Source organism: Mycobacterium sp. 852002-40037_SCH5390672 (assembly GCF_001665875.1).
Classification (GTDB): domain Bacteria; phylum Actinomycetota; class Actinomycetes; order Mycobacteriales; family Mycobacteriaceae; genus Mycobacterium.
Window position 1 is genome coordinate 293,319 of record NZ_LZTA01000038.1, and the last position, 17,907, is coordinate 311,225.

Annotated in this window: 17 protein-coding genes; 12 read left to right on the forward strand and 5 right to left on the reverse strand. The window is 67.7% G+C overall.

The genetic code is table 11. From position 1 onward, the window contains the following. The first annotated feature begins 70 nt into the window (after positions 1-70). The 3 genes from A5782_RS06675 (at position 71) to holA (ending at position 3,519) form a co-directional block, all read left to right on the forward strand. Complete coding sequence (locus A5782_RS06675) at positions 71-940, forward strand: ComEA family DNA-binding protein (protein WP_067096794.1); 870 nt, start codon at positions 71-73, stop codon at positions 938-940. Between the two features lie 5 nt (positions 941-945). Beyond that, positions 946-2,487, forward strand: coding sequence for a ComEC/Rec2 family competence protein (locus tag A5782_RS06680; RefSeq protein ID WP_067096797.1), 1,542 nt, complete (start codon positions 946-948; stop codon positions 2,485-2,487). A gap of 81 nt (positions 2,488-2,568) precedes the next feature. Then, complete coding sequence (holA, locus tag A5782_RS06685; protein WP_156623832.1) at positions 2,569-3,519, forward strand: DNA polymerase III subunit delta; 951 nt, start codon at positions 2,569-2,571, stop codon at positions 3,517-3,519. Between the two features lie 27 nt (positions 3,520-3,546). On the opposite strand, the gene rpsT is transcribed toward holA, so the two are convergent. Continuing rightward, complete coding sequence (gene rpsT / locus A5782_RS06690; RefSeq protein WP_067096802.1) at positions 3,547-3,807, reverse strand: 30S ribosomal protein S20; 261 nt, start codon at positions 3,805-3,807, stop codon at positions 3,547-3,549. Between the two features lie 144 nt (positions 3,808-3,951). Between rpsT and A5782_RS06695 the strand changes: the two genes are divergently transcribed. From A5782_RS06695 to A5782_RS06710, 4 genes are read left to right on the forward strand one after another with little or no spacing between them, the layout of a single operon-like run. Beyond that, positions 3,952-5,640, forward strand: coding sequence for a circularly permuted type 2 ATP-grasp protein (locus A5782_RS06695; RefSeq protein WP_067096805.1), 1,689 nt, complete (start codon positions 3,952-3,954; stop codon positions 5,638-5,640). Continuing rightward, positions 5,627-6,604 carry an alpha-E domain-containing protein gene (locus tag A5782_RS06700; protein WP_067096807.1) on the forward strand — a complete coding sequence of 326 codons (978 nt, stop codon included), beginning with the start codon at positions 5,627-5,629 and terminating at the stop codon, positions 6,602-6,604. Before A5782_RS06695 ends, A5782_RS06700 begins: the two co-directional genes overlap by 14 nt. Then, entirely contained in the window at positions 6,604-7,443 is an 840-nt protein-coding gene (locus A5782_RS06705; RefSeq protein ID WP_067096810.1) for a transglutaminase family protein, read from the forward strand. The genes A5782_RS06700 and A5782_RS06705 overlap by 1 nt, the downstream gene beginning before the upstream one ends. A 50-nt stretch (positions 7,444-7,493) precedes the next feature. Beyond that, positions 7,494-8,204 (forward strand): hypothetical protein, encoded by a 711-nt coding sequence (locus tag A5782_RS06710; protein WP_067096812.1) that lies wholly within the window; start codon positions 7,494-7,496, stop codon positions 8,202-8,204. A 16-nt stretch (positions 8,205-8,220) separates the two neighbouring features. Here A5782_RS06710 and A5782_RS06715 read toward each other — a convergent pair whose 3' ends face one another. Further along, positions 8,221-9,063 (reverse strand): ribonuclease Z, encoded by an 843-nt coding sequence (locus A5782_RS06715; RefSeq protein ID WP_067097049.1) that lies wholly within the window; start codon positions 9,061-9,063, stop codon positions 8,221-8,223. Positions 9,064-9,230: 167 nt separating this feature from the next. Between A5782_RS06715 and A5782_RS06720 the strand changes: the two genes are divergently transcribed. Continuing rightward, positions 9,231-9,659, forward strand: a complete 429-nt coding sequence (locus tag A5782_RS06720; protein WP_067097047.1) for a CBS domain-containing protein — start codon at positions 9,231-9,233, stop codon at positions 9,657-9,659. 61 nt (positions 9,660-9,720) lie between these two features. On the opposite strand, the gene A5782_RS06725 is transcribed toward A5782_RS06720, so the two are convergent. Further along, on the reverse strand, positions 9,721-10,323 hold the full coding sequence (locus A5782_RS06725) for a type II toxin-antitoxin system PemK/MazF family toxin (RefSeq protein WP_067096818.1): 603 nt from the start codon (positions 10,321-10,323) through the stop codon (positions 9,721-9,723). Positions 10,324-10,452: 129 nt separating this feature from the next. On the opposite strand from A5782_RS06725, the gene lepA reads away from it, so the two are divergent. From lepA to A5782_RS06740, 3 genes are all read left to right on the forward strand, one after another. Beyond that, the gene (gene lepA / locus A5782_RS06730) at positions 10,453-12,312 is read left to right on the forward strand and encodes a translation elongation factor 4 (RefSeq protein WP_067096830.1); all 1,860 of its coding nucleotides are present in this window, start codon (positions 10,453-10,455) and stop codon (positions 12,310-12,312) included. A 2-nt stretch (positions 12,313-12,314) separates the two neighbouring features. After that, the gene (locus A5782_RS06735; protein ID WP_067096833.1) at positions 12,315-13,073 is read left to right on the forward strand and encodes a sensor domain-containing protein; all 759 of its coding nucleotides are present in this window, start codon (positions 12,315-12,317) and stop codon (positions 13,071-13,073) included. A gap of 124 nt (positions 13,074-13,197) precedes the next feature. Next, positions 13,198-13,941: a sensor domain-containing protein gene (locus tag A5782_RS06740; RefSeq protein WP_067096836.1), complete on the forward strand. Its 744-nt coding sequence runs from the start codon at positions 13,198-13,200 to the stop codon at positions 13,939-13,941. Between the two features lie 81 nt (positions 13,942-14,022). On the opposite strand, the gene A5782_RS06745 is transcribed toward A5782_RS06740, so the two are convergent. Together A5782_RS06745 and A5782_RS06750 are read right to left on the reverse strand one after the other, a co-directional pair. Continuing rightward, complete coding sequence (locus tag A5782_RS06745; RefSeq protein ID WP_067096839.1) at positions 14,023-16,071, reverse strand: glycoside hydrolase family 15 protein; 2,049 nt, start codon at positions 16,069-16,071, stop codon at positions 14,023-14,025. A 62-nt stretch (positions 16,072-16,133) separates the two neighbouring features. Then, positions 16,134-17,378 carry an FAD-dependent oxidoreductase gene (locus A5782_RS06750; protein WP_067096841.1) on the reverse strand — a complete coding sequence of 415 codons (1,245 nt, stop codon included), beginning with the start codon at positions 17,376-17,378 and terminating at the stop codon, positions 16,134-16,136. A 53-nt stretch (positions 17,379-17,431) separates the two neighbouring features. Here A5782_RS06750 and A5782_RS06755 point away from each other — a divergent pair, with 53 nt between their 5' ends. Beyond that, entirely contained in the window at positions 17,432-17,626 is a 195-nt protein-coding gene (locus A5782_RS06755; protein ID WP_067096844.1) for a hypothetical protein, read from the forward strand. Positions 17,627-17,907 lie beyond the last annotated feature (281 nt).

Genomic DNA, 17,907 nt, shown 5'->3' on the forward strand with positions numbered 1-17,907 from the left:
ATCCACAGTTCGGCCCGGCGGCGCGGTTGAGCGGTGCCGTTGTGGCGGTCCGCGGACCTACCGTCGGCCCATGCGAACAGAACTTCCGGCGGAGCGCCTGCAGCGGCGGCTCAACGCGGAACCGCAGAACGATGCGTCCCCCGAGCCCGAGGACGCCGGGTCGGCCTCGAGGGAGGACGCCCCGGATGACGACCAGAATTCGCTGCTGCCGCGGTGGCTTCCCGACGCGTCGCAGGACCGGGGCTGGGTCGCCAGGGTGCGTGCCGACCCCGGACGCGCCGGCGCTATCGGGTTGGCGATCGTGGCGGCGCTGGCGGTCCTGGTCACGGTGTTCACGTTGCTGCGCGACCGGCCGACGCCGGTGATGTCGGCCAAGCTGCCTCCGGTGGAGAAGGTCTCGACGGCCAGCCCCAGGTCATCGGCGAGTCCGGGTGCCGCACCAGCGCCGAGTCCCGACCGCCCGGTGGTGGTCAGCGTGGTTGGTCTGGTGCACACGCCAGGCCTGGTGACCCTGGCGCCGGGCGCGCGCATCGCCGATGCGCTGCAGGCGGCCGGCGGTGCGGTGAACGGCGCGGACACCATCGGACTGAACATGGCCCGACCGCTCGGTGACGGCGAACAAATCGTGGTCGGGCTCGCACCCGTTCCGGGACAGCCGACGGCGCTGGGCAGCTCGGTGGCCACCGGAACGACACCGACATCGAGGGCACCGACGCCCGGATCGGGATCGGTCAAGCCGAAGCCGGGCCAGGCGGTCGATCTGAATACCGCGACCGTTCAGGACCTCGACGCCCTGCCCGGTGTCGGGCCGGTCACCGCCGCCGCGATCGTGGCGTGGCGGCAGGCCAACGGCAAATTCACCAGCGTCGACCAGCTGGCCGATGTCGAGGGCATCGGGCCGGCGCGGCTGGAGAAGCTGCGCGCCCTGGTCCGTGTCTGACCCCGGTGGTTCATCCCGGGGCGGGCGAATCACTTTCGGGGCATGTCGATGTACGCCTGGTGCCTGCCGCGCTGGCCTCCTGGGCGGTGACTGCCGCCGGGATCTGGTGGTCGACCGGCCGGATCTTCGCCTGCTGCTGCGTCGCGCTGACCATCGTGTCCGGTGTGGCGGCGTGGCATGCGGTGCGCGGGCCCGATCGAAATGCGCGGCTCCGTGCGATCAGCGCCGGTCTCGCCGCGATCGGTGTGGTGGGGGCGGGATACGGCTTCGCCATCGCGCTGCGCACCGACGCAGTCGGTCACCACCCGATCACCGCGGCCTTCGGCACCAGCGCTCCGGTTACGGTTGCCCCCACCGAGAGCCCGGTGTCGTTGGGCAGCAGCCGGTTGATGTTCCGGGCAACCCTGCGACGCCTGCGCACGGCCCAAATATCGGGCCGGGTCGTTGTTTTCGCGCGCGCCTCGGACTTCGGAGCCGTGACGGTGGGCCAGCCCGTGCAGTTCACCGCGCGCATCACCCGTCCGACCCGTCGCGACCTGACCGTCGCCGTGCTCAACGCGTCTGGCCCCCCGACCATGGGCACGGCAAACGCGGTGCAGTCGGCGGCGCACAGCGTGCGCAGCCGCTTCGCCAGGGCCGTCCGCGACACGCTGCCCGGCGATCAGGCAGCGATGCTGCCCGCGCTGGTGATCGGTGACACGTCGGCGGTGCCGGCCGACACCGGCCGCGACTTTCGCGCAGCCGGCATGACGCACCTGATGGCCGTGTCGGGTGCCAACGTGACGATCGTGTGCGCCGCCGTGCTGTTTTCGGCCCGGTTGATCGGCCCCCGGGCGGCCGTCGCGCTTGCCGCGCTGGCGCTGGTGGCCTTCGTCATCGTCGTGCAGCCGACGGCGAGCGTGTTGCGGGCGGCCGTGATGGGCGCCATCGGGCTGGCCGGAATGCTGACTTCGCGCCGGCGGCAAGCCATTCCGGCCCTCGCCGCCAGCGTGTTGGTGTTGCTGGCCGTCGCCCCCGCGCTGGCCGTCGACGTGGGGTTCGCGCTGTCAGTGCTCGCCACCGCCGCGCTGATCGTCATCGCGCCGGTCTGGTCCCGGCGCCTGGTGGCCAAGGGGTGGCCCAAGCCGCTGGCCGACGCCCTTGCCGTCGCCTGGACCGCGCAGGTGGTCACCGCACCGCTGGTCGCGGCGATCTCCGGGCGATTCAGCGTGGTTGCCGCGGTCGCGAATCTCATCGTGGCGGCCGTGATCGCGCCGATCACGGTGTTCGGCACGGCCGCGGCCGCGCTCTGCGGGATTTGGCCGGCCGCCGCGCGGCTGCTTATCCGCTTCACCGGCCCGGAGTTGTGGTGGGTGGACGGCGTGGCCCGCTGGGCGGCCAACATGCCCGGCGCCACGGTGCCGGTCCCGGAGGGTACGCCCGGCACCGTGATCGTCGGCGGTGTCACGGTGCTGGCGGTGGTGCTGTGGCGATGGCGGCCGTTTCGCGTCGCGGCGGGAGGGGCGGCGCTGGTCGGGCTGGCCTGGGCGCTGTCCGGACTGGGGTAGGGCGGGTGTCGAGCCGGTGGATCCCCGAGCGGCATGGTCGGCGGGGCGTGACACCATCGTGGGGTGAGCGAGGATTCGCCGTTGCACCTGGTCCTGGGAGACGAGGAACTGCTGGTCGAGCGGGCGGTAGCCGACGTGCTGCGGTCGGCGCGGAAACGGGCCGGCACCGAGGACGTTCCGGTCAACCGCATGCGGGCGGGCGACGTCAGCACCTATGAGCTCGCCGAGCTGCTGAGTCCGTCGCTGTTCGCCGACGAGCGCATCGTCGTGCTGGAGGCCGCCGGCGAAGCGGGGAAAGACGCTGCCGCCGTGATTGTTTCGGCCGCGAGCGACATGCCGACGGGCGTGGTGCTGGTGGTGGTGCACTCGGGCGGTGGTCGAGCCAAGGCGTTGGCCACCGAGCTGCAGTCCCTTGGCGCCGTGGTGCATTCCTGCGCGCGGATCACCAAACTCAGCGAACGCGTCGATTTCGTCCGCAAGGAGTTTCGCGACCTGCGGGTGAAGGCCGACGAGGAGACGGTGACCGCAATGCTGGATTCGGTCGGTTCCGATCTGCGGGAGTTGGCCTCTGCCTGCTCCCAGTTGGTCGCCGATACCGGCGGGGTGGTCGACGCCGCCGCGGTGCGCCGCTATCACAGCGGCAAGGCCGAGGTGAAAGGCTTCGACATCGCGGACAAGGCGGTGGCCGGCGACATCCAGGGAGCCGCCGAGGCGTTGCGGTGGGCGATGATGCGGGGCGAGCCGCTGGTGGTGCTGGCGGATGCGCTGGCCGAAGCGATCCACACGATCGGTCGCGTCGGACCGCTGTCGGGTGATCCCTACCGGCTGGCGTCACAGCTCGGGATGCCGCCCTGGCGGGTGCAGAAGGCCCAGAAACAGGCTCGGCGTTGGTCGCGTGACTCGGTGGCGACGGCGATGAAGGTGGTGGCCACGCTCAACGCGAACGTCAAAGGCGCGGTGGCGGACGCCGACTACGCCCTGGAATCCGCGGTCAGACAGGTTGCCGAGCTAGCCGCCCAGCGCAGCCATTAGGGGCGGGCGTTCTCGGCCGGGAGAGCCTCAGATCTTGTTGAGGACCTGCGCCAGCGCCGACTTCTTGTTCGCCGCCTGGTTCTTGTGGATCACGCCCTTGCTGGCCGCCTTGTCCAGCTTGCGGTTGGTCGACACCAGCAACTCGGCGGCCTTGTCTTTGTCGCCGGCGTGGGCAGCCTCGCGGAAGGCGCGGACCGCGGTACGCAGCGACGACTTCACCGACTTGTTGCGCAGGCGAGCGCGCTCGTTCGTCTTGTTGCGCTTCTGCTGCGACTTGATGTTGGCCACGCGGGAGTTCCTTCTTCGATTAGACGTTTTGTTGGGCGCCGGATACCACCACAGCGATTGCCCAGGTTATCAGTGAGTTACGTTTTCTCCCAAAACGGGAACACGTGGGCTGCCAGAACGTCGACCTGAGGCAGCATCTGAACAGTGAGTCTTACGAACCAGCTTGACGACACCAAGCGGGGTTTTCGCGCTGCCCGTTCTGAGCGCATCTTCGGCGGATACAACATCTCGTCGGATGCCTACGAGATGGCGTTCGACGAGATGTTCGACGCCCAGGGCACCGTGCGCGGCCCCTACAAGGGCATTTACGCCGAGCTTGCGCCGTCGGATGCCTCGGAGCTGAAAGCGCGCGCTGAAGCGCTATCCCGCGCCTTCCTCGACCAGGGGATCACCTTCTCGCTGTCGGGCCAGGAGCGGCCCTTTCCGCTGGACCTGGTGCCGCGGGTTATCTCGGCTGCCGAGTGGACCCGGCTGGAACGCGGCATCACCCAGCGGGTCAAGGCGCTCGAGATGTACCTCGACGACATCTACGGTGACCAGGAAATACTGAACGACGGGGTCATCCCGCGCCGCCTGATCACGTCTTGTGAGCATTTCCACCGCCAGGCGATGGGCATCGTCCCGCCCAACGGCGTGCGAATCCACGTGGCCGGAATCGATTTGATCCGCGACGAGAAGGGCACCTGGCGGGTTCTCGAGGACAACCTGCGCTCGCCGTCGGGGGTCTCCTATGTCATGGAGAACCGGCGGACCATGGCGCGCGTTTTCCCGAACCTGTTCGCCAGCCACCGGGTGCGCGCGGTCGACGACTACGCCAGCCACCTGCTGCGGGCGCTGCGCAACTCCGCGGCCACCAACGAGGCCGACCCGACGGTGGTGGTGCTGACCCCCGGTGTCTATAACTCGGCGTATTTCGAGCATTCGCTGCTGGCCCGCCAGATGGGCGTCGAGCTGGTCGAAGGGCGCGACATGTTCTGCCGCGACAACCAGGTGTACATGCGCACCACCGAGGGGGAGCGTCAGGTCGACGTCATCTATCGGCGCATCGACGACGCCTTCCTGGACCCGCTGCAGTTCCGCGCCGACTCGGTGTTGGGGGTGGCCGGGCTGGTCAATGCCGCCCGCGCCGGCAACGTCGTCATTTCCAGCGCAATCGGCAACGGGGTCGGCGACGACAAACTCGTCTACACCTACGTGCCCACCATGATCGAGTACTACCTGGGCGAGAAGCCGCTGCTGGCCAACGTGGACACCCTGCGCTGCTGGCTCGATGACGAACGCGAAGAGGTGCTGGACCGCCTCGACGAGTTGGTGCTCAAGCCGGTCGAGGGGTCTGGTGGTTACGGCATCGTGTTCGGACCGGAGGCCTCCGAGAAAGAGCTGGCCGCCGCCGCCAAGAAGGTGCGCGACGATCCGCGGAGCTGGATCGCGCAGCCGATGATGGAGCTCTCGACGGTGCCGACGCAGATCGGCAACACGCTGGCGCCGCGCTATGTGGACCTGCGGCCGTTCGCCGTCAACGACGGCAACGACGTATGGGTGTTGCCCGGCGGGCTGACCCGGGTTGCCCTGGTCGAGGGGTCGCGGGTGGTCAACTCCAGTCAGGGCGGCGGCTCCAAGGACACCTGGGTGCTCGCGTCGCGGGCGTCGGCCGGCGACCACGAGCTCGGGGCGGCGGAGGTGGTGCGCTCGTTGCCCACCTCCATGCCGGACCCGATGCTCGACGACGCGCCGCGGCGGGCCTCCCAGCAGGCGCAGCCCACCGAACTGCCTCAGCGCGAGCAGCAACAGCTACAGCAACAGCAAAGGGCGGTGCACGATGCTGGCACGTAACGCCGAGGCGCTCTACTGGATCGGCCGTTACGTCGAACGCGCCGACGACACCGCACGGATCCTGGACGTGGCGCTGCATCAATTGCTCGAGGATTCCAGCGTGGTCCCGGACCAGGCTTCGCGCCTGCTGCTGCGGGTGCTCGGTATCGACCCGCCGGATCACGACCTGGACGTGTGGTCGCTGACCGACCTGGTGGCCTACAGCACCAACACCCAGGGTGGGTGCTCGATCGTCGACGCCATCACCTCGGCGCGCGAGAACGCGAAGTCGGCGCGCGAGGTGACCTCCAGCGAGATATGGGAGTGCCTCAACACCACCTACCACGCCCTGCCCGAACGCGAACGTGCCGCCAAACGCCTTGGGCCACATGACTTCTTGTCGTTCATTGAGCGGCGCGCGGCAATGTTTGCCGGGCTGGCCGACTCAACGCTGTCCCGCGACGACGGCTACCGGTTCATGGTGCTGGGCAGGGCGATCGAACGGGTGGACATGACCGTGCGGCTGTTGCTGTCGCGGGTCGGTGACAGCGCCTCGTCCCCGGCATGGGTGACGTTGTTGCGCTCGGCGGGCGCGCACGACACCTACCTGCGTACCTACCGGGGTGTGCTGGACGCCGGCCGGGTAGTCGAATTCATGTTGTTGGACCGGCTGTTTCCGCGTTCGGTGTTCTATTCGCTGCGACTGGCCGAACACAACCTCGACGAACTGGTTCACAACCGGCAGAGCCGGATCGGGGCCACCGCCGAGGCGCAGCGGTTGCTCGGTCAGGCCCGCAGCGAATTGGAATTCGTCCAGCCCGGCGTCCTGCTGGAATCGTTGGAAGGCCGTCTGGCGGGGCTGCAGAGCACCTGCCGTGACGTCGGAGAAGCCTTGGCGCTGCAGTATTTTCACGTGACGCCCTGGGTGGCCTGGTCGGACGCGGGCCAGCGCGGCCGACTGGTCAGCAGGAAAGGGGACGGCTGATGTGGCGGCTGCGGGTGGTGCACACCACGGGATACGCCTACCAGTCGCCGGTGACCGCCTCCTACAACGAGGCCCGCCTGACCCCGCGGTCGAACAACCGGCAAAACGTCATCCTCAACCGCGTCGAAACCATCCCGGCAACCCGGTCCTACCGCTACATCGACTACTGGGGCACCGCGGTCACGGCGTTCGACCTGCACGCGCCCCACACCGATCTCACGGTGATGTCGTCCTCGGTCGTCGAAACCGAGCGCGCCGAGCCGCTCACGACGGAGGTGGGCTGGAACGATTTGCAATCCGAGGCGGTGATCGATCGTTACGACGACCTGCTGCGCGCTACCGAGCACGCCCCGGCCAGCAGGCGGGTGGCGTCGGTGGGCAAGAAGATCAGCAAGACCCACAAGCCGGCCGAAGCCGTTGTGGCCGCCGCCAATTGGGTGCGCAACGAATTGGAATACCTTCCGGGAACCACCAGCGTGCACTCGTCCGGGCTCGATGCGCTCAAAGCGGGTAAGGGCGTCTGCCAGGACTTCGTACACCTGTCGCTGATGTTGTTGCGCGGCATGGGAATTCCTGCGCACTACGTCTCGGGTTATCTGCATCCCAAACGCGACGCCGTCGTGGGGGACACCGTGGAGGGGCGAAGCCACGCCTGGATCGAGGCGTGGACGGGTGGGTGGTGGAGCTATGACCCCACCAACGACACTGAGATCACCGAGCAGTACGTCGGCGTGGGTGTGGGCCGCGACTACGCCGACGTTTCCCCACTGAAGGGCATCTACTCCGGGGAGGGCGCCACCGACCTCGACGTGATCGTGGAGGTGACCCGGCTGGCCTAGCCGGAACGGAACCCGCCGGCGTGGGACCGCGCAGGGATACCGTTGTAGGGATGAACGATTCAGCCGAAGGTGCAGCGCGGCGCTTGGCGAGTCGCCCCAGGCTGGGCGGCTCGTCCCTGGCGGTGCTGTCCCTGTTCTGCATCGGGCTGCTCATCGGCGGGATCGCGATCGGGGTTGCCGTGGGCGGCGTGATGCCGTTGCCTTACGGCCCGGCGAGCGCCGTCGCGGCTTACGTCCGCGCCCAGCCGGCGGCCGTGCGCATCATCGCCGTTGCGACGTTCGCGTCCTCGGTGCCGTTGGCGATCTACGCGGCGACCGCCGGCGCCCGGTTGCGGCAACTCGGCGCCGGCGCCGGGCCCGCGGCGATCGCGCTGACCGGCGGAACCTTGGCCGCCGGTGCCCTCGGTCTGTCCGGCCTGCTGGGTTGGACGTTGTCGATACCGGACGTCGCTGCGAACGCTGCCGTTGTCAGGGCGCTCTACTTGTTGGTCTTTCTCACCGGCGGTCCGGGCCACATGGTGGCGTTGGGTCTGCTGGTCGGCGGGATCGCTGCGCCGTGCCTCGGTCGGGCGTTGGTACCCGGACCGGTCGCCCGGATGGGTCTGGCGACTGCCGCCTTGGCCGAATTGACGGCGGTGGTGCTGATTTGGCCGGCGTTGGGCGTCATCTTGCCGATCGCCCGGGTCCTGGCCTTGACCTGGCTGATGGTCGCAGGCGTTGCGCTATCCCACGGGGCGCAACGAGATTCGGCAGCCCGGTGAGCGGCGGCCGCCGGCGTCACGAGGGTGCGTCGACCTGAACCCGATGCAGGTCGTCACCGAGTTCGATGCGCCCACCGAAGTGCGCGACCGCCAAGGCGCGCCACTGTTCTTCTTGTCCGGGCACCAGTGCCGGCACGTAGTGCGTCATGACCAGGGTGCCCACCCTCGCGCGGGCCGCGGTTGCCGCCGCCTCCTCGACCGAGGAGTGGTAATCGCAGATGTCCAGCAGCCGCTGCTGCGGGATGGTGGCGACGATGTCTTTGCGGATCACGGTGTGCACCAGCGCGCCGGCGCCCGCCGCCAGCTCGTCCAGGCCGGCGCACGGGACGCTGTCACCGGCCAGCACCACCGAGGCGCCCTGGTAGTCGATGCGAAAGCCGATGGTCGGGGCCACCGGGCGGTGATCGGTGGGGGCTACCCGGATGGACACGTCGTCGTGGTCCCAGACGGCACCGCGGGTGTATTCGTGAACATCCACCGCCGGCGGCTCACTGATATCGGCGTGATGGGCGATCCGGTAGCCGATGTCGTGGCGGAACGCGTTCAGCGTCGCCGCGACCGCCTCGGCGGTGCCGGGCGGTCCGATGATGGGCAGCGGCGCGGGGTCGGGGGTGAAGGTGCTGATCCACCGCGTGATGAGGACGTCGCCCAGGTCACCGATGTGGTCGCTGTGCAGATGGGTCAGCAGTAACGCCGACAATCCGGCGGCGCCCACCCCGACCGCCGCGGCGCGCTGCAGCACGCCGCGCCCGCAATCGACCAAGAACACCTGGCCGCCGGCCCGCACCAGGGTCGACGGCCCGGCGCGGTTCGGATCGGGGATAGGACTTCCGGTTCCCAGCAGCGTGACCTCGATCATGGCCCCATCTTGCAAGCCAGCCGCGCCCGCAGTGGGTCAATCGGCCGATCCGCGCGGCTTTCACCGATTGGACACGATCTGTTTGCAGCTTCTCTTAGTGGCTTTTCCGCCGCGCGACTTCCCCGTAGCCTGGTGTGAAGCGGATCACAACCCGGCTGGAGGCCTCGATGCGGATAGCGGACGTCTTGCGGAACAAGGGCGCGGCGGTGGTGACGATCAACCCGGACGCGACCGTTCGCGAGCTGCTTGCCGGGCTGAACGACCAGAACATCGGCGCCATGGTGGTGGTCGGCGACGAGGGCGTGGTCGGCATCGTGTCGGAGCGCGACGTGGTGCGCCAGCTGCATACTCACGGCGCCAGCGTGCTGTCTCGCCCGGTGTCCAAGATCATGACGTCCATGCTGGCCACCTGCACGAAGACCGACGAGGTCGACGCCATCAGCATGTTGATGACCAAGAACCGGGTGCGGCATGTGCCCGTGCTGGACGGCAAGAAGCTGATCGGCATCGTCAGTATCGGTGACGTGGTGAAGACCCGGATGGAAGAACTCGAGGCCGAGCAGCAGCAACTGCAGTCCTACATCACCCAGGGCTGATTTCCCGGCTCCACCTCGAAGCCGCTGCGCGACCCGCATCGTCGCCGGGCGGGGCGGAAAGTCAACGCCAGAAGTAGTCGGCGCGCAGCCGGGCGGACACCACATCGAAGGTCTCGCGATCCAAAATGGCGCCCTCGCGGCGAATGCCCTCTTCGGGTACGTCGAGTACGCGGTCCAGCCGGACCCAGCTCTGCCTGCCCTCGTAATCCCAAGGGCCGGAACCGATTCCAACCCAGTCGGGGTCCTCAGCGTGACGCTCCTGGCTGGACACCATCAACCCCAACAGGACGCTGCGGTCCCGTCCCACGACCAGGACGGGCCGGTCCTTGCCCTGGGTGGGGTCGTCCTCGTAGACCACCCACGTCCAGACGATCTCGCCGGGATCGGCCCGGCCGTCCAGGCTCGGCGCGTACACCAGCTTGCGGGCCCGCTGCGCCGTGGGAAGGCTGCCGCTGGTCACAGGCCGGCCGGTGACGGGCGCCTCGGAAGGCGGCGGCGCGACCGCGGCGATGACGTTCGCGGTGATCCTCACCGCCTGCTGCAGCTCGCGCAGCACAGTCTGGGAGTTCTGCACTTGCCGGACCAGGCGCGGGGCGCCGCTGAACACCAAATTCTCGGCAAACCGCTGAAACGTCTTCCACTGGGATTTCCGGGGAGACGCCATATTCGCAGCATAGACGCGAGCGGCGGGGGTGCGATTGTGTCCAAGTAGGTTCCGGCGGCCCTGTCTGGATACGCTGGACATGCCCGCGAACCGCCCTAGAAACGGCCGCGAAGCGCCCGTCAAGCTTCAGTGCACCAGGAGATTCCCATCAGCAGTTTCGCCGACAAGACCTTCACTCCGCCGGCGCAGATTCGGAACTTCTGCATCATCGCCCACATCGACCACGGCAAGTCCACGCTGGCCGACCGGATGCTCCAGCTCACCGGCGTCGTCGACGAGCGGTCGATGCGCGCCCAGTACCTGGACCGGATGGACATCGAGCGCGAGCGCGGGATCACCATCAAGGCCCAGAACGTGCGCCTGCCGTGGAAAGTCGGCGACACCGATTACGTGCTGCACCTGATCGACACCCCGGGCCACGTTGACTTCACCTACGAGGTGTCACGGGCGCTGGAGGCGTGTGAGGGCGCGGTGCTGCTGGTCGACGCCGCGCAGGGCATCGAGGCGCAGACGCTGGCCAACCTCTACCTTGCGCTGGACCGCGACCTGCACATCATCCCGGTGCTGAACAAGATCGATCTGCCCGCCGCCGATCCCGATCGCTACGCCGCCGAGATCGCCCATATCATCGGCTGCGAGCCGGGCGAGGTGCTGCGTGTCTCCGGCAAGACCGGAGACGGCGTTGCCGACCTGCTCGATCACGTGGTGCGCGAGGTGCCGTCCCCGCAGGGTAAGGCCGACGCGCCGCTGCGGGCGATGATCTTCGACTCGGTCTACGACATCTACCGTGGCGTGGTGACCTACGTTCGGGTGGTCGACGGCAAGATCACCCCGCGCGAACGCATCGCGATGATGTCCACCGGCGCCACCCACGAACTGCTCGAGGTCGGCATCGTCTCGCCGGAGCCGAAGGCCAGCGACGGCCTGGGCGTGGGGGAGGTGGGCTACCTGATCACCGGTGTCAAGGACGTCCGCCAATCCAAGGTGGGTGACACGGTGACGACGGCACGCCACGGTGCCGCCGAAGCGCTGACCGGATACCGCGAACCCAAGCCGATGGTCTACTCGGGCCTGTATCCGGTGGACGGCTCCGACTACCCGGATCTGCGCGACGCCCTGGACAGGCTGCAGCTCAACGACGCGGCCCTGACGTACGAGCCGGAGACATCGGTGGCGTTGGGGTTCGGATTCCGTTGCGGCTTCCTGGGTCTGCTGCACATGGAGATCACCCGCGAGCGCCTGGAGCGTGAGTTCAACCTGGACCTGATTTCGACGTCGCCCAACGTCGTCTATCGCGTGGTTAAGGAGGACAACAGCGAGATCGTGGTGACCAACCCGTCGGACTGGCCGGAAGGTAAGGTCCGCGACGTCTACGAGCCGGTGGTCAAGACCACGATCATCGCGCCGAGCGAATTCATCGGCACCATCATGGAACTGTGCCAGTCGCGCCGCGGCGAGCTGGGCGGCATGGATTACCTGTCACCCGAACGGGTCGAGTTGCGCTACACGATGCCGTTGGGGGAGATCATCTTCGACTTCTTCGACTCGCTGAAGTCACGCACCCGCGGCTACGCCAGCCTGGACTACGAGGAGGCCGGCGAGCAGGAGGCCCAACTGGTCAAGGTCGACATCCTGTTGCAGGGCGAGGCGGTCGACGCCTTCAGCGCGATCGTCCACAAGGATGGGGCATCGGCGTACGGCAACAAGATGACCACCAAGCTCAAGGAGCTGATCCCTCGCCAGCAGTTCGAGGTGCCCGTCCAGGCGGCCATCGGATCGAAAATCATTGCGCGCGAGAACATTCGCGCGATCCGCAAGGACGTGTTGTCCAAGTGCTACGGCGGCGACATCACCCGTAAACGCAAGCTTCTGGAAAAGCAGAAGGAAGGCAAGAAGCGGATGAAGACCATCGGCCGGGTCGATGTGCCGCAGGAGGCGTTCGTCGCGGCGTTGTCCTCCGACGCCGCAGGGGACAAGGGCAAAAAGTAGCCATGCGGATACCGGGGGCGACGACGGTGCTGGTGGCGGTGGCAGTGTTGGCGACGGGTTGCGGCGGGGTCGTGGCGGGCACGGCGAAGCCGGCGCCGAACCTGAAGCCGCGACCGCTCAGCGGCGCGACGGTCAAGCAGGTGCTTCTCGACGGCGCGACGCTGTCGCGGATGCTTAATCAGACCTTCGTGGCGCGGGATCCCGCCGAATTCGGGGGGCCCGAAAAGCTTTATCAGGTCAGGCGATCGATGTCGCAGACCGGTTGCCTGGGCGTGACGGCGATGCTGCAGCAGGACGTGTACCGGTCCGCCGACGTGAAAGATGTCGCGTCGGAGTCGTGGTGGAACAACGGCGAGCCGGCGCAGGTGATCGTGGTTGAGGAGGGCGTGGTCACCCTTCCGTCGGCCACGCAGGCCCAGGCGCTGTTCGCGCAATTCTCCCAGCAGTGGCAGCAGTGCAACGGCATGACGACCTCGGAACAGAGCGGCCCGATCAGCACCACCAACGTCATCAGCGATGTCCGCGCCACGGAATCCACCATCGCGGCGACCAAAACCGCGACATCGATACTGCCCAACATGCCGCCGCTGCGACCCACCCCACAGGCACGCGCCATCGGCATCAGGTCGAACTGCCTCGTCGAGGTTCAGGTGGTGTTCTTCGGCGGCCGACGGTCCTCCGACCCGGGCTCGGCCGACATCAACTCCAGCGCCATCGACGTAGCGCACGCCTTGATGGACAAAGTCAGCGCTCTGGGCTGACGCCGCATCCTGGCTCACGGCCGAGACAACGCCCAGCATTACGTTGTCGCTAGTTAGCGGCCGGACAACGCACCGGAAACCGTAGACTGCCGACAAACGGCGTTGGGAAAGGGCGAGGCAAGAAGTGAAAGGCCGCTGGCGCTCGCTGGCCGCGTTGGCTGCCGTGGTGCTGGCGAGCGGGTGCGCCGAAACCACCGCTGGCACAGCAAGTCTGGCGCGCAGCGCAGGACGGGTGCCAGCCATCAAACGGGTCCTGTTCGACGGTACCGCGCTGGCACGGCTGCTCAGCCAGCCGTTCCAGCCCTACCCGCACTACTCCGAGTTCGGGGGCAGCGACAAATTGGGAACCGCTGGGGATGGCGGGGTGCCCGCCGACTGCATCGGCGTGGTCCACCTGATGCAGCGGGGACCGTATGGCTCCGCGCCGATACAAGACACGGCCGGCGAAATGTGGGTGCACAAAGGTGATTCCGTGAAGGTCGACAGCGTCGAGGAAGGCGTCGTGGCGTTGCGGACGGCGGCGGACGCCAACGCGTTATTCGCCAAGTTCAGCGCGCAGTGGCAGAAGTGCGACGGCACCACGCTGACGATAACGCCCATCGAGGTGTACGAATCGGACGCCATCTCCGACGTACGTGTCCTGGATTCGGTTGTCGCGGCTACGGTTTCGATGGGATCCGGCCCACACTCCGGCTTGAGGGATACCCCCACAGCCCGGGCCCTTGGCCTCAAGGGAACCTGCTTGGTCGAGGTCACGGTCGACTTCATTCCCATCTCTAACCCAGGTGATGTGGGGAACGGCGACATCAACACCACCGCCATCGACCTCACGCACGCGATCATGGACAAACTCGGCGCCCAGACCTGACGCGTCGCCGCGCTCGCGATCGCCACTACACCTGATGGTGGTGACCCGCTTCGCCCGGCTTCGCCGCGCTCGCGATCGCCACTACATCGGTGCGTTGGCGGGCTGGAACATCCCGGAGCCGTCGGCTTCCTCCTCGGCGCGGATCACGTGCACCACCGCATTGATCAGCGCCAGGTGGGTGAACGCCTGCGGGAAGTTGCCCAGCTGCCGGCCGGTGCGCGGCTCGATCTCCTCGGCGTAGAGGTGCAACGGGCTGGCGTAGGACAGCAGCCGCTCACACAGGCGTTTGGCGCGCCGGACCTCCCCGATCTCGACCAGCGCTGACACCAGCCAGAACGAGCAGATCGTGAAGGTGCCCTCCTCGCCGGACAGCCCGTCGTCGGTTTCCTCGACCCGGTAGCGCAGCACCAGGCCCTCCTGGGTGAGTTCGTCGGCGATCGCCAGGACGGTGTTTCGCACCCGCGGGTCATCCGGCGGCAAGAACCGCGTCAGCACCACCAACAGCAGCGAGGCGTCCAGCGCGTCGCTGCCATAGCGCTGGGTGAGCACCCCGCGGGAGTCCACGCCGTGCTGCAGGATGTCGTTCTTGATCTCCTCGGCGATGCCCCGCCACTGCTGGGCATAGCTTTTCTCGCCCTGCCGTTCGGCGAGTTTGGCCCCGCGGTCGAGCGCCACCCAGCACATCACCTTCGACGACGTGAAGTGCTGCGGTTCCCCGCGCACCTCCCAGATCCCGCGGTCCGGCTCGCGCCAGTGCTTGATCGCCTCTTCCACTTGCTTTTTCAGCACCGGCCACAACGACTCCGGGACTTGCTCGCGCGACTTGGCGTGCAGGTAGAAGGAGTCCAGGATGGAGCCCCAGATGTCGTGCTGGATCTGGTCGTAGGCGCCGTTGCCGATTCGCACCGGCCGGGCATGGTCATAGCCGGACAGGTGATGCAGCTCTTCTTCAACCAGGCTGCGCTCGCCACCCACGCCGTACATCACCTGCAGCGGATGGCGCTCGTTGTGGTTGGCCCCGGAGACGTCGGCGATGAAGGCGAAGAAGTCGTCGGCCTCGCGGTCCAGCCCGAGCGTGTACAGACCCCACAGCGCGAACGTGGAGTCGCGCACCCAGGCGTAGCGATAATCCCAGTTGCGTTCGCCCTGCGGTGTTTCCGGCAGCGACGTGGTGCTGGCGGCCAGCAGCGCACCGGTGGGCGAGTAGGTGAGGCCCTTCAACGTCAGCGCACTGCGCTGCAGGTACGCCCGCCAGGGGTGGTCGGGGAAGTTACCGATGTTGATCCACTGCCGCCAGCACTCGGTGGTCTGCCACATCTTGTCGGCGGCTTCCTGGTAGGTCTGCGGCGCCGGGTGCTTGGTCCAGCTCAGGGCGACGAACACGTCGTCGCCCTCCTTCATCCGGGTGCGTGCGCGTGCCTCCCGACCTTCCAGCCCGATCCGCAGGTTGGAGGTGAGCCGCAACGTCGGATGGGCGTCGGGTTCCTTGGTGGCGCGTGCGACGGCCTCGCCGTACGCGTTGGCGGAGTACTCCCAGGTGGCGCCGACGCGGTGGTAGTCGAACGCCGGCTCGCAGCTCATCATCAGTTCGACGGTGCCGCTGACGCAGCGCACCGTGCGCAGCAGAATGTGCTCGGCATCCCAGTCCATCGGGGTGCGCCGATGCGTCCGCGACCGCCGCTCCAGGTCGTGCCAGGGGCCCATGACCAGCGCATCACGCACGATCAGCCACCCGGTATGGGTCTGCCAGGTGGTTTCCATGATGAGGCTGCCCGGCAGGTACCTGCGGGCCGAGGGCACCGAGACGCCGTAGGGACCCAGCCGGAAATGACCGGCGCTGCGGTCCAAGATTGCCCCGAACACGCTGGGGGAGTCCGGCCGGGGCACGCACAGCCATTCCACCGACCCGGCGGGAGAAATCAGGCAGGTGGTTTCCCAGTCCGACAAGAACGCATAGTCGGCGATCGGCGGAAACGGGTTCCTCAGGCCCGCGCTGGGAGCAAGGGGTCCGGGCGTGCGCAAGTCGATGGACGACGACATCGACGTGGTGGGGGCACCTTGGAACGCTTCGTCGGGCATGGCTTCGCCCGGTTGGGCCGGTTGGTCTTCGGGCTGGGCATGCAGAACCATCTGGACATCATCGACGCTCAGCGGTCGCGCGTCCAACGTTTCGCCGAGGTGGCGTGGCGCGCCTATCCGCTGCGTCTGGCGTATCCGGGGGCGTGTTCGGGCAGCGGGCCGATGGCGACCAGGTAGCCGACCAGTCGCCGCAAGACGGCGAAGTGGCCGACCAGCTTCACCCCCGCCGGGGCGCGCTGCTGGGTTCCGGCCACCGCCGCCGCGATGACCTTGGCATGGATCATTCGTTGCGCACCTTGCAGCATGGCCGTCGGGATCCAGCGGCGCCCTTGCACCCGTGCCAGCTGCCGGGTGGAAACCCGCCCCGCGCGCAGCGGGCCGGCCAGGATGCGCGCCGCGGCCACCGCGTCGGCCACCGCGAGGTTGATGCCGATACCCCCGACCGGCGACATCGCGTGCGCGGCGTCGCCGATGCACAGCACCCCGTCGGCATACCAGCGCGGCAACCGATTCAGTTGCACATCAAGCAGTTTCACGTCGTCGAACGACGTCAGTGTGTCGACCCGGTCAGAGACCCAGGGCACCATGCTGACCAGTGCGCGGTGTAGCGCCTCGATGCCTTGGGCCCGCAGCTGCGTGTCGGTTCCCTTCGGAATGATGTAGGCGATCTGGTAGTACTCGCCGCGGTCGATCACGATCGTTGCGTGCCCGGCGCGCAGCACGCCGCCCAGTCCGCCGGGGTCGCCGGGATGGCGTGGCAGCCGGAACCACCACACGTCCATGGGCGCGCCGAAGCTGTGCGGCCTCAGCCCCACCGCGGAGCGCACCGTCGACGAGCGACCGTCGCAGGCCACCGTCAACGCGGCGCGCATCTCTTTGACCTCGCCACTCTGCTCGCGGTACTTGACGCCGACGATCCGGTCGTGTCCCGCCCGACCGTCCGGATCGCGAATCACCCCGATGACCTCGGTGCTGCGCAATAACCGAAAACTGGGTTCGGTCTGGGCGGCGGTCGCCAGCATCTCCAGGAAGTCCCACTGGGGTACCAGGGCGATGTGTTGGTGTGCGCCCGGAAGGTGGGTCAGGTCGAGTGCCACCGGCTGGTTCTGGATCTCCATGCGAACGCTGTCAATCAGGCGATGCGGAAGCTGCTTGAACTGCGACGCCAGACCCAGCTCGTCGAGCAGCCGCAACGTGCTCGCGTGCACCGTGTCTCCGCGGAAGTCGCGCAGGAAGTCGGCGTGCTTTTCCATCACCGTGACGTCGATGCCGGCGCGGGCTAACAGCAGGCCAAGCACCATGCCCGCCGGTCCGCCTCCGGCAATCAAGCAGGTCGTGTCGACCGGTGGGACTGTCATGCGCCGATCTTCACACATTGGTCTTCGGCAGCCGGGCCGAATAGGGTGAGTCCGTGAACGCGTTCCTCAATTGGTGGGACGGCAACGAGCTATGGCTTTCGGGGCTTCCTTTCGTACTGCAGGCCATGGTGGTGATGCCGGTGGTGCTGGCGGTGGCCTACGCCACGGCGGCCCTGCTGGATGGTCTGCTCGGCAAGGGCATCGAGCTGATGCGCCGAACCCGCCACGCCGACGGGACCTCCGGGTAGCGCCCATGCCCCGGTCCCACGTGACGCTGATTCTCGTCATCCTGGTGGCGCTGGTGGTCGTCACGTGGTTGGTAACCCATTCGATGCACGGCTGACGGCATGGCCCGTTTACTCCCCACCGGCGCGGTGGCGGCAACCTCAATTCCTGTTAGGCTTCCCGCCATGCGCGTTGCCATTGGCATTCCCGGGTGCTATGCCCTCGTGCACTGTTGTCGCTGACTCCCAAACCCGTGCGCGGTCTGGTCTGGAGTTTTCGAATTCTCCTGAAGTAATAGGTGCCT

Coding starts and splice junctions, on each gene's coding strand:
- A5782_RS06745 (WP_067096839.1), bottom strand. CDS start 16,071: ATGGTTCTGCATGCCCAGCCCGAAGACCAACCGGCCCAACCGGGCGAA.
- A5782_RS06675 (WP_067096794.1), top strand. CDS start 71: ATGCGAACAGAACTTCCGGCGGAGCGCCTGCAGCGGCGGCTCAACGCG.
- A5782_RS06715 (WP_067097049.1), bottom strand. CDS start 9,063: ATGATCGAGGTCACGCTGCTGGGAACCGGAAGTCCTATCCCCGATCCG.
- A5782_RS06735 (WP_067096833.1), top strand. CDS start 12,315: ATGCGGATACCGGGGGCGACGACGGTGCTGGTGGCGGTGGCAGTGTTG.
- A5782_RS06710 (WP_067096812.1), top strand. CDS start 7,494: ATGAACGATTCAGCCGAAGGTGCAGCGCGGCGCTTGGCGAGTCGCCCC.
- A5782_RS06750 (WP_067096841.1), bottom strand. CDS start 17,378: ATGACAGTCCCACCGGTCGACACGACCTGCTTGATTGCCGGAGGCGGA.
- A5782_RS06725 (WP_067096818.1), bottom strand. CDS start 10,323: ATGGCGTCTCCCCGGAAATCCCAGTGGAAGACGTTTCAGCGGTTTGCC.
- A5782_RS06720 (WP_067097047.1), top strand. CDS start 9,231: ATGCGGATAGCGGACGTCTTGCGGAACAAGGGCGCGGCGGTGGTGACG.
- A5782_RS06700 (WP_067096807.1), top strand. CDS start 5,627: ATGCTGGCACGTAACGCCGAGGCGCTCTACTGGATCGGCCGTTACGTC.
- A5782_RS06705 (WP_067096810.1), top strand. CDS start 6,604: ATGTGGCGGCTGCGGGTGGTGCACACCACGGGATACGCCTACCAGTCG.